This is a genomic window from Natrialba hulunbeirensis JCM 10989 (genome assembly GCF_000337575.1).
Taxonomy (GTDB): Archaea; Halobacteriota; Halobacteria; order Halobacteriales; family Natrialbaceae; genus Natrialba; species Natrialba hulunbeirensis.
Map to the genome: position 1 here is coordinate 35,044 of NZ_AOIM01000033.1, position 11,824 is coordinate 46,867.

9 protein-coding genes are annotated in these 11,824 nt (G+C 63.2%); 8 read left to right on the forward strand and 1 reads right to left on the reverse strand.

Going from position 1 to position 11,824, the window contains the following annotated elements:
* Positions 1–66 precede the first annotated feature (66 nt).
* Complete coding sequence (locus C483_RS10070) at positions 67–2,223, reverse strand: ATP-dependent DNA helicase (RefSeq protein ID WP_006653253.1); 2,157 nt, start codon at positions 2,221–2,223, stop codon at positions 67–69.
* Positions 2,224–2,398: 175 nt separating this feature from the next.
* Between C483_RS10070 and C483_RS10075 the strand changes: the two genes are divergently transcribed.
* The 8 genes from C483_RS10075 (at position 2,399) to C483_RS10110 (ending at position 11,773) form a co-directional block, all read left to right on the forward strand.
* Positions 2,399–2,809: a hypothetical protein gene (locus C483_RS10075; protein WP_049912561.1), complete on the forward strand. Its 411-nt coding sequence runs from the start codon at positions 2,399–2,401 to the stop codon at positions 2,807–2,809.
* A gap of 115 nt (positions 2,810–2,924) precedes the next feature.
* A complete protein-coding gene (locus C483_RS10080) occupies positions 2,925–3,470 on the forward strand; it encodes a metallophosphoesterase (RefSeq protein ID WP_006653255.1) in 546 nt (181 codons plus the stop codon).
* Between the two features lie 518 nt (positions 3,471–3,988).
* Positions 3,989–5,389 carry an aspartate aminotransferase family protein gene (locus C483_RS10085; protein ID WP_006653256.1) on the forward strand — a complete coding sequence of 467 codons (1,401 nt, stop codon included), beginning with the start codon at positions 3,989–3,991 and terminating at the stop codon, positions 5,387–5,389.
* A gap of 10 nt (positions 5,390–5,399) precedes the next feature.
* On the forward strand, positions 5,400–6,404 hold the full coding sequence (locus C483_RS10090; RefSeq protein ID WP_006653257.1) for a DUF128 domain-containing protein: 1,005 nt from the start codon (positions 5,400–5,402) through the stop codon (positions 6,402–6,404).
* Positions 6,405–6,586: 182 nt separating this feature from the next.
* Positions 6,587–7,690: an ABC transporter substrate-binding protein gene (locus C483_RS10095; RefSeq protein WP_006653258.1), complete on the forward strand. Its 1,104-nt coding sequence runs from the start codon at positions 6,587–6,589 to the stop codon at positions 7,688–7,690.
* Positions 7,691–7,715: 25 nt separating this feature from the next.
* A complete protein-coding gene (locus C483_RS10100; RefSeq protein ID WP_006653259.1) occupies positions 7,716–8,828 on the forward strand; it encodes an ABC transporter ATP-binding protein in 1,113 nt (370 codons plus the stop codon).
* The gene (locus tag C483_RS10105) at positions 8,829–10,826 is read left to right on the forward strand and encodes an ABC transporter permease subunit (RefSeq protein WP_006653260.1); all 1,998 of its coding nucleotides are present in this window, start codon (positions 8,829–8,831) and stop codon (positions 10,824–10,826) included.
* On the forward strand, positions 10,826–11,773 hold the full coding sequence (locus tag C483_RS10110; protein ID WP_006653261.1) for a nitrilase family protein: 948 nt from the start codon (positions 10,826–10,828) through the stop codon (positions 11,771–11,773). Before C483_RS10105 ends, C483_RS10110 begins: the two co-directional genes overlap by 1 nt.
* Positions 11,774–11,824 lie beyond the last annotated feature (51 nt).

The following is an 11,824-nucleotide window of genomic DNA, read 5'->3' on the forward strand; positions in this document are numbered from 1 at the left end:
GATCGAGTGACTGGCGGCAAGGGTCACGTCACGATCGAGTGATCGGCCAGCGAGAAACACTACTGTTCAGGGCGCGGGCGCGTCACCGTCGTAGCAGTCGTGGTCGCCGTAGAAGTTGAGCATCGCGAACTTGAGTTTTTCCGGCCCGATATCGAGCAGTTCCTCGCGTTCTTCGTGCGGGAAGGTGCTGTTAACGCTGTACTTGCCGAGATCCGACTTCGCCTGCTTCGAGTAGCGTCTGTCGAGCAGCGCGCGAACGCCGACATCTTCGGGCGAACGGATGACGCGCCCGAGCGCCTGCCTCGTTTTGCGAACGGTCGGAATCTCGACGGCGTAGCGCCAGCCCGTCTCGGTGCCATCGAAGGCCGCGTCGTAGGCCTCCTGGACCGCCTCTGCGCGGTCGTCCAGATGGGGGTACGGCACGCCGACGACGAGCACCGTCTGTGCGTCGTCGCCGTCGAAGCTCACACCCTCCGCGAGCGTCCCCCACAGGGAGGTACAGAGGACGGCCCCATCGTCGGCGATGAACTCCTGTCGAAGCTCCTCGACCGACTGCCCCGGTTCGTCGAGATAGACCGTCACGTTCGACCGGGACTGGGACTCGAGTCGCTCCGCGTACCGGCTCGCCTCGCCGTAGTTCGGGAAGAAAGCGAGCGTGTTGCCGGGCGTCATGCGAACGGCGTCGTTGATGGTTTCCGTAACGTCCTCCTGAACCGCAGGGTCGTCCCGGTCCGAGGAGAACAGCGGCGGCGTCTCGACGGCGTACGTCCGGCGATTCTCCGCGGGGAACTGCAACCCGTAGGCCATCGTCACCGGCTTCTCGAGGCCGAGTACGTCCTCGGTCACGTCGAACGGCTGTAAGGTCGCGCTCATGAGCACTGTCGCCGAGACCTCCTCGAACAGTTGTCCCGTCACCTGCCGTGGCAGACACGAGTAGATCTCCGCGCGACCGTAGACCTCGTCCGTCCCCACGTCGCGGGTAACGGAGACGACGGGGTACAGCCCCTCCTTCGAGCCCTCGTTCATCCACGCGCTGACGAAGGCGGCGGCCTGCAGGGTCTGACATTCCGTTCGGGTCGCAGTCTCACCCTCGCGGTAGGCCTCCTCGTACTCCGCATCCAGTTCCTGACCGAGTTTCATCGCGGCCTCGAGGTCCTCCTGAATGCCGCGACCCTCGTAGCGCTGGAGGAACTCGAGTGTCAGGTCGTCCCGACGGCCCTCGTTCGCGATGGGAACGTCGTCCCAGTTTTCGCCGATGCGTTCGCGCTCGCCGAAGCCAAAGGAGTCCTCGTACGTTTCGACGAGCGCGCGGTGAAACGCCGAGAGGGCGTTGACGGCGTCTTCGGCGCGCGGATCGTCAGAGTCCGCGAGTTCGTCCAGCGCGGACTCGAACGTCCGCTCGGAGCAGGTCCGGGTGGCGTGTTCGCGGGCGGCATCTTCGACGTTGTGGGCCTCGTCGAAGACGGCGATGACGTCCTCGGGGTCGCGGCCGAGCCAGCGGAAGAACTGCTCGCGAATGGTCGAGTCGAGCAGGTGGTGGTAGTTACAGACGACCAGGTCGACGCCCTCGATACCCTCCTTCAGCAGTTCGTAGCCACAGAGGTGGCGCTGCTCTGCGTACTCGTAAATCTCGTCGGGCGTCCGCACGTCCTCGAAGAGCCAGCCGAAGAACTCGTCGGTGTCTTCGGTCAGGTTGTTCCGGTAGTAGTCACAGACGTTCTGGTCTTCCAGATCGTCGAGGCGCTCCTCGATGGACTCGAGTTCGTCCATCACGGCAGAGCGGGCGTCGGCCGCGCCGCCGTCGCCCTGCTGGCTCTCCGTCAGGAGTTCGCGCTGGCGGCGCTCGAGTTGCTGTTTGTCCTGTTCGGCGTCGACGACGGCGCGGGTGTTGTCCCGCAGGGTCTGACACTCCTCGTAGCCGACGTCGATGTGGCACATCGAGCCCTTTCCCTTGAAGACGACGGCGCGGATGGGTTCCTCGCGGGTGATCGCGCGCGCTTCGGCGATGAACTGGCGCATCTGCTGGTGGACGTTGGTCGTGATGACGACCGTCTTGTCCTCCTCGCGGGCGACCTCTAAGGCAGGGACGAGCGACGAGAGGGTCTTGCCGGTCCCGCAGGCTCCCTCAAAGAGGACGTTTTGCCCGCGCACGAGCGCGTTGTGGATGCGGTCCATGGCCTCGCGCTGGTTCTCGTACGGCTGATCGTACGGGAAAAAGCGCATGTACCCGGCTGTCTCGGACACGATACGTGATTGGTTCCCGCTCCGATAAAAGGATTCGTCTCAGCCAGGGACGGCTATCGGTCACACCACACGAGAAGACAGGGAATGGTAGCACTCACCACAGCCAGCACCTGCGCGCTACAGCGCCATGTACATCCCGCTCTTCGAGTCGACCATGTCCATTCCCGGATACCGATCCAGTGACACCGCAGAGTTCGCACTCGAGTTCGGCGGCGCTCGCGCGGCCGTCGTCGCGAGTGATGTACCGGACGGGTTTGGCGTCGACGACAGCGTGCGCTGCTCGCCGGCGGACGTCCCTGCAGACGCGCTCGCGGAGCCGGTCGAACTGGTCGGACTGGACGGGCTTGCCGGGGTGAGTGCGATGCGGATCGAAGTCGATTACGACCCAACAGGGTTACCGCCGGGTGCGAGTCCGACGGACGTAGCCGTTGCCGTGGAGACTGACGGGGGCTGGGAAACACTCGACTCCACCGTGGATCTGGCGGAGACGACGGTGACAGCGGTGCTAAACGAGCGGCCACCAGGGTCGACAATCGTGGCGGTGTACGACGACGGCGAGCACTAAGCGTCAGGAGAGGACGAGAGCGACGCGGGAGACGAGTGGAGAACAAGTGTGTTGGGCGCGTCGGTTGCGTCAACAGAGTCGAAAGGAACGTCCCGCGTGCGGGTGAAGGTGCAGTATGATCGCGATTTTTTCCGACACGCACAGCAACAGCGGCCACGAACTAACCGGCGAGGCGCTGCACGCAGCGCGCGAGGCAGACACCGTCATCCACGCTGGCGACTTCACGAGTACGGCCGCACTCGAGTCGTTCCAGCGCGAGTGCGACACGCTGTTCGCAGTACACGGCAACGCAGACAGCGCCGCGGTTCGCGACCGCCTCCCAACGGCACGCGTCGTCGAGGCAGGCGGCGTCCGGTTCGCCGTCACCCACCGCCGCGACGGCGGCGAGATGGGGCTCGCGATGTTCGGCCGCTCGCGCGACGCCGACGTCGTCGTTTCGGGCCACACCCACCGGCCGACGGTGATCGAGACCGAGGACTGTCTACTGATGAATCCCGGCAGTCACGCCCAGCCCCGTGGGAATCGGACTGGGTTTATCGTTCTCGAGGAGACGGACAACGGTGACGATGGCGGTGACGGCGACGGCGACGACCCAAAACTCACCGGCGAACTACGCCAACCAGACGGAACGGTACTCGAGTCAATCGTCGTGTCGCCGTAGTACAGTAGTACCGACGACCACAGTGGTCAGGAGACGCTCAACGTGGCGGTACGTGGAAGTGTGGTGATGAATAGGCACGGAGGAGGACAGCGAATGCGCCAGCGGGGTGGCGGTCGGTGATTGGTGGTGGGTGGTGGATGGGGAGGGCAGTGGGGGCAGCGAGGGACCAGCGGGGAGTGGGCGGGGCAACCGATGGTCAGGGGATGTGAGATGGGGGCGATCGTGGGGGGATGATCGGATCGTCCTCGAGTACACGACACCAACGCGTTGGCGGCGTGATCGAGGCGCATCTACACCAATGGCCGGCGATTAGTTATAGGCAGCGTAAGGTGAAAAAGCGGTTTTAGTGACAGACAGGATCGGCTCACAGTAGTGCTAATTGGCCGCTGAGCTGCGAATGAGGAGTCCACTGTCGAGTACACCGTGTCGAGTACGGCGAGCGAGGGCCGCATCGCCGAAAGCTATATTTGAGACGGGAATCGTTGACCCTAGAACCGGAAGTATATTTCCGGGATTTGATGACCGAGCCAGAACGACCATCCGACACGTCGGCCGCGGAGTTACTCGCGAGCGAGCACGAACAGTATCAGGAGCAAACACCAGGCTCAGCGGCGCTTGCCGAGGACCTGGGAGAACTGGTCCCTGCAGGCGTTTGCAGCACGTATCGTGCGTACGATCCGTATCCCGTACACGCCGAGCGAGCGACGGGGACGACGATTCATGACGTCGACGGGAACGAGTACCTGGACTTCGCGCTGAACAACGGGACCCAGCTCGTCGGGCACACGCATCCAGCACTGTCCGAAGCGACGAAAGAGCAGATCGATGATGGGACGCTGTACACGCGACCGAGCGACCTCATCGAGTTCGCGGCGCAGCCACTCATCGACCGCTGGGAGGCGATCGAACAGGTCCGATTTACGAACAGCGGCACCGAGTCGGTGATGCACTCGATGCGCCTCGCACGGGCGGCGACCGGCCGCGAGAAGATCATCCGGATGGAAGGCGCGTACCACGGTGCGCACGATCCGGCGCTCGTGAGCAAGATGCCGCCGCTCGACCAGGCCGGACCGGCCAACAATCCAACGCCGATCAGGGAGTCCCGTGGAATTCCCGAGTCGGTCCCCGAGAACATCCTCCTGGCCCAGTACAACGACGCAGCGAGCGTCGAGCGACTGCTTCGCACCCACGAGGATGAGGTTGCGGGGATTCTCGTCGAACCGGCCTGCTTCAATCTCGGCGTCGTCGAACCGGAAGATGGTTTCCTCCACCGGCTGCGCGAACTGGCCGACGAGTTCGGTGCCGTCCTGATCTTCGACGAGGTCAAGACCGGCGCGAAGATTGCGCCCGGCGGCGGGGCCGAGTACTACGGCGTCCAGCCGGATCTGGTCGCGCTCGCGAAGGCAATCGGCGGCGGCTATCCCGTCGGTGCGTTCGGCGGCAAGCGAGAACTCATGGAACTGGTCGCGGCGGATCTCGAGAAGGGCGTCGCGACCGGTGCGGCACACTACGGTACCTACAACGGGAACCCGCTCTCGCTGCGCGCGGTCGGCGTCACGCTGCGGGAGATCCTCACGGACGACGCATACGATCACGTCACCGAACTCTCCGAACGCCTGGCGGACGGCTACCGCGACGTGATGGCCGACGCCGACATCGACGGCTACGTCGTCACCGCAGGCTCGCAGGGAATGGTGTACTTCACGGACGAACGCGTGCGGACGTTCCGCGACTGGGAGCACGTCGACGAGGAGTTCCACGAGGCCTACTGGTTCGGCATGCTCAACCGCGGCGTCATCCCTCACCCGCACGACGCCTCCCAGCAGTGGACGATCAGCGTCCAGCACACGACCGACGAGATCGACACACACATCGACGCCTTCGCGGATCTCGCCACGCATTTATCCGACGCACAGTAGGTATCGAACGATGACGAGCGATCCGGATCGACGAACGTACGATATCCTCCGTTTGCTCGCGGCTCACGAACCAATTGGGAGCGTTCACCTAACCACCCATCTCCGCGAGCGCGGCTATTCGATCACGGAGCGAACGGTCCGGCTTACGCTCGCCGACCTCGATGAGAGCGGATTGACTGAGAAAGCAGGTGGAAAAGGGAGGCGGCTGACAGTTGCCGGCCGTGCAGAGCTCGACCGCGGCGGCGTCAGTGGCCGCGTCGAACAGGTCCGCGAGCGCCTCGCCGACCTGACAAGTCACGTGACATATGATCCAGACACTGACGAGGGGGACATCGTCGTCGGTACCGTTACCGTGCCGGCAGCAAACCGGTCGGACGTCGAATCGATCATCGCGACGATCGACGACTCACCGCTGGGACCAGCCACGACAGCACTCGAGTCGGTCGAGCGCGACGGTGCGGAGTTCCTCGAGATCGCCGCGCCCTCCAGTGTAACGATCGACGGCGTGTTGCTCAACGAGGGGATCGACACGGATCTCGAGACGACTGGTGTCGTCGAGTACCACGCGGATCCGGAGAGCGTCCCCTACGACGATCCGGAGCCGGCCGCCCACGGCGGTGCGATCAGGCGGTTTACCGACGTGATCGGGGACGAACGGGCAACGGTCGACATGGTATCGTTGCTGATAGAGGCGCGTCGCACGACGGTCGGCTCGGCGCTTGCAGGGGAGCCAGGGCTTCTCGTCGCCGACAATCGCGAGTTCCCGCTCGCGAAGTACGATCGCGCACACGAACTCGCAGTCGCCACTCGCCGCCAACTCGGCGGTGTGGTCGACGTGCGGCGGCCGCGCGAACCCGGTCCGTTTCCCTGGGATGAACCGGGCTGGGCGTTCGCCTCGCTAACGTGTGTCGGGCTGTCCGAGTGTCTCATCGCCCGCTGTGTCGAGGAGGGGATCGCGACGGAGTGGGAAACGCTGGCTCGGGTACACGATCGCGACGACCTAAAATATAATTGACATATATGTGGCAATCGTGAGGCGAGTCGTACGCAGACGGTAACGAACGGCTCGTCAGTTGGTGAGGCAGTTAAAACAATACAGGAGAGATGGGAAACAGTGTCGCTAAGAGACACGTCACCACGCACTGTGGGAAGGTTTATGTAGGGATAGCAAGGATACGTGGAGTAGGTGGCAATTGTATGCCAGCAGAAAACACGCACGGGAGACGGACGTTCCTTCGATCGACGGCGGCAGCGGGGAGTGTCGCTGCCCTCGGAGGACTCGCAGGCTGTACAGGAATGCTCGACGGCGGGGACGACACGCTAACCGTTGCGGTCTACGGCGGCGTGTTCCAGGACGTCATGGACGAGGACCTCTTCGCCCCATTCGAGGACGAAACCGACATCAGCGTCGAATCGGAGGCACAACCGACCTCCGAAGAAGCGCTCACGCAGTACGAGAACGCCGTCGGTGCCGGCGACGCGCCAGTCGACGTCGCGATCATGGCACAGACCGGTGTCCTCCAGGGACTGAACTCCGATCTGTGGCACATCTGGGACGACGACGAGTTCGAGAACCTCGAGTACATCAGCGACGACCTCGTCGGTGAGGCCGACGGCGGCATCTCGAGTATCGGTGCGCTGTCGTGGTACATCAACCTCGTCCAGAACACGGACGTCATCGAGGAGCCAATCGATTCCTGGGAGGCGCTCTGGGACGAGGAGTACGAGGACACCCTCGGTCTCCTCGGCTACGCGTCGAACTCGTTCCTGCTCGAGGTCACCGCAGAAGTGCACTTCGACGGCCAGGACATTCTCGACGACCGCGACGGTGTCGAGGAAGTATTCGAGGAACTCGAGGGCGTCACGGATCAGGCGAACTTCTGGTACGAGAACGAAGCGGAGTTCCAGCAGCGACTCCGTGACGGCGAAGTGCCAGCAGGGATGCTTTACAGTGACATTACGCGAGTCATGCAGGACGACGGCGCGCCGGTCCAGTCGAACTTCGTCCAAGAAGGATCGATCCTCGACTCCGGGCTCTGGGTCACACTCGAGACGTCCGACCTCAAGGAGGAGGCGCGCGAGTTCATCGACTACGCGAGCCAGCCTTCGGTGCAGGACGAACTCGCACAGGGGCTGTACACGAGTCCGACGGTCGAACGCGAGTACTCCGAGATTGACGACGACTTCTACGAGGAGATCGCCGGGCCAGGACCTGACGAAGCGATCACGCCCAAGTACGAACTCTACGTCGAGGAAGAGGACTGGGTTAGTGAGCGCTGGGAACAGTTCATCATCGGCTAAGCCAATCGAGCTAATCTAATTGTTCATGAGTGGAATTTCACTTGCAGGAGTAAAGAAACGGTATCCGGGTGGCGTTCTCGCAGTCAAAGGTGTCGATATCGACATCGAGAGCGGCGAGTTCGTGACGCTCGTCGGCCCGTCTGGCTGTGGGAAGACGACGACCCTCCGAACGATCGCCGGTTTCGAGACGCCAACTGACGGAAGTGTTCACATCGACGGGAACGAGGTGACCGACGCACCACCGTACGAGCGTGATACCGGGATGGTCTTCCAGGACTTCGCGCTGTTCCCGCATATGACCATCCACGAGAACATCGCCTACGGGATGGAAGCCGACGGCGACTACACCACCGAGGAGATCGATGCCCGCGTCGAGGAGATGCTCGAACTCGTCGAACTACCGGGTGTTGGCGACCGCACGCCAGACCAACTCTCCGGCGGCCAGCAACAGCGTATCGCGCTCGCACGTGCACTCGCACCGCAGCCGAAAGCACTGTTGCTCGACGAGCCGCTTGCGAGCCTCGACAAGCAACTGCGCGAGCAGATGCAGGTCGAACTGCGCCGCATTCAACAGGAGATCGGCATCACGACCGTCTTCGTCACGCACAATCAGGAGGAGGCGCTGACGATGTCGGACCGTCTGGCCGTGATGAACGACGGTCAGTTCGAGCAGGTCGGCCCACCGGAAGAGGTGTACAACGACCCTAACTCGCGCTTCGTCGCGGACTTCCTCGGGACGGCCAACATCTTCGATGGGACCGTCTCGTCGGTCGAGAACGGCTATGCGATGGTCGACTGCGACGATGTCTCCATACAGGCTGTGGTACAGAACGGCGTCTCGGCCGGCGACGACACCTCGGTCGTCATCCGTCCGGAGCGGTTCCGGTTCGACGACGGGACCGCCGGCAACGCCGATGTTGCCAGCGCAGACGGCGGCACGAACGCTGGTGGCACGACCGTCTTCGAGGGAGAGATTACCTTCAAGCGACACCTCGGTAGTAGCGTCGAATTCCATCTCGAAACCGACAGCGGCCGCGAAATCACCGTCGTTCGGCGAAGTGGGATGGACAAACGAGGCCCCGGAGACCGAGTGGCGGTCTCCGTCGCGGCCGACGACTGTCGACTCGTGGGGGCATAGATGGGTTCCGATACCGACACCAGCGCTGACACTGACACCACCCCCGCCACCGAGGCTGCCCCCGAACTCGTAGCCGACGGTGGAACAGCGACCAGTAGTGACGCTGCAAGCGGTAGTGACGCCACAGACGGAGGCGATTCCGGACGTGCGGGCCTGAAAGCGAGAGCAAAGTGGTACGCGCTGTCGTATCCGCTGTTCTGGCTCGTCGCCGTCTTCTTCATCCCGCTGTGTCTGCTGTTCGTCTTCAGCTTCTGGGTGAACATTCCCGGCGGACAGTACGAATTCGGGTTCACGTTCGAGAACTACCTCCGCTTCGTCAGTGTCGACTTTACGTCGTCCTGGCCGTTCATCGAGCCCGGACTCTATCTCAGCCAGATGTGGCTGACGATCGAACTGGCGCTCGTGACAGCCATCTTCTCGCTGCTGCTTGGCTATCCGATCGCGTACTATCTCGCACGGATGGACCGACCGTGGCTGCGTAGCCTGCTGCTTATCACCATTATCTCGTCGCTGTGGGTGACGTACGTCATCCGCGCGTACGCCTGGCAGGTCATTCTGGCCTCCGGCGGCGTCCTGAGTTCGATCGGCGTTGCAACCGGGATTCTCTCCGAGCCACAGTCGTTCTATCCGGGCTACTGGGGACTGGTCGTCGGCATGGTGTACGTCTTCCTGCCGTTCATGGTCCTCACGCTCTACAGCAGCATTCGGAACATCGACGGCGAGCTACTCGAGGCCTCGAAGAATCTCGGTGCGGGGTCGGTGAAGACGTTCCGCCGTGTGACGCTCCCCCTCTCGAAGAACGGGATTACGAGCGGCACTGCGCTCGTCTTCATCCTCGCGCTCGGCTCGTACGTGCTGCCGCGACTGCTCGGTAGCTCCGCCGAACGGACGCTGCCGGTGCTGATCGAACAGCAGATCATGAGCGAGAGTAACTACCCGTTCGCCGCCGCGATGAGTATCGGCCTGATCCTCGTCGTGATGGTGTTCCTCTGGGCGCTCATCCGCGTGACGAACGTCACCGCGGGAAGCCTCGGTGGGAGCGAAGAGGTCGCGACCGACGGCGGCTCTCAGCAGGCTGGCTCGACGGGAACCAGCCCGCTCGCGAAGGTTCGCGGCGGCTTTGGTAACGCCGCGTCGGCAATCGGACTGACTGCCGTCGCCGGTCAGATCGGGAGCGCGATCGACTCCGTCGTCACCCGCGTCGACGCGAACACCCGCGAGTCAGTGATCTGGGTGACGTTCCGTGTGTACGTCGCGGCTGCGATGGCGTTCATTGCCGTCCCACTCGCGATCATCATCGCCGTCTCGTTCACTCCCGAACAGTTCCTGACGTTCCCGCCGGGTGGGTTCTCCATGCAGTGGTACGTCGAGTTCTTCACGAGTGAATCGTGGATGGTTGCGCTGGTCAACAGCTTCGCCATCGCAGGGGCCGCAGCGCTTCTGAGTACGACGATTGGTGGCGGACTCGCGTTCGCCCTCGACCGATTCGACTACAAGTGGAGTTCGATCTACGGGACGTTCGGCGTGCTGCCGATTCTCGTGCCGCCGGTGATCATCGGGGTCGCGTTCCTGGTGTTCTTCCTCGAGCTCGGCATCGCCGGCTCGCGGACGAGCATCATCGTCGCACACGGGATCTTCTACGCGCCGTTCCCGTTCATCCTGGTCTCACAGGGGTTAGACGAGATCGACCGGACCTACGAGGAAGCTGCGATGAACCTCGGCGCGTCGTCGCTGCGAACGCTACGGACCATCACGTACCCGCTCATCCGAGCGAACGTGATCTCGGGTGCGCTGTTCGCGTTCATCCTCTCGTTGAACGAGTACATCATCGCCTGGCTGCTGTCGCTGTTCCTCGTCAACACCATTCCGATCGAGATCTTCAACTCGCTTCGGTACGGCTACTCGCCGACCATCGCGGCCGCCAGTGTGGTCTTCATCGCCCTCACTGTGGTCGTGATGACGGCGATTGACCGCTTCTCCGGAGGGATCTGGGAGTAATGACGAATGCGAGTTCGGGTTCGGGTTCGGGTGCGGACCCGGATACCAAACCGGGCTTGGCCGCGGACGAACCGGCGGCCGCTACCGACGCGCAGATCGTCGTCGCACAGACGAGACCCGTGTTCGGCGAGATCGAGCGCAACCGCGAGCACACGGTCACAGTCGTCCGTGAGCACGCGGACGCCGATCTGATCGTCCTCCCCGAACTCGCAACCTCGGGCTACGTCTTCGAATCGGAAGCCGAACTAGCTGCGATGGCCGAACCGCGCGACGGCGAAACAGCCGACGCGTGGACCGCCGTTGCGGCCGAGACGGACACCTGGATCGTCGGCGGCTTTCCCGAAGCTGTGGAGGCTGACGAGGACGTAGACGCAGATATAGACACAGACACAAACACAGACGTCCAATACTACAACAGCGCCCTCGTCGTCTCGCCTGACGGCGTCGAGACCGTCTACCGAAAGCTCCACCTGTGGAACGAGGAGCATCGCTGGTTCACCGCCGGCGACGAAGTCACGGTCGTCGACACGCCGTTTGGCCGGCTCGGCGTCCAGATCTGTAACGATCTCTGGTTTCCGGAACTGACGGTGACGCAAGCGAAAGCAGGCGTCGACCTCGTCGCCGTGCCGACTAACTGGGTTCCGGGACCCGCGGATGGGACCCGACCCGGCGGCTGGACGATCGGCGCACACCAGGCGCTCGCCCACGCGAATGCGAACCGCGTCTTCGTGGCCTGTGCAGACCGTGCAGGCACAGAACGCGGCGTCATGTTCGAAGGCCAGAGCGTTATTCTCGATCCGAACGGGCTCCCGCTCGCTGGTCCGGCACCAGTCGACGGCGAGCACGCGCTCACGGCGACGTGTACCCTCACTCGAGCGCGCAAGAAGGAGCTGACACCGTACGATGACGCGCTCGCATCGCGTCGTCCCGAGCACTACGACTGCTAACACTCGACCGCGGCGACACCCACGACCACTCCTGTCTCTTATACACATCTC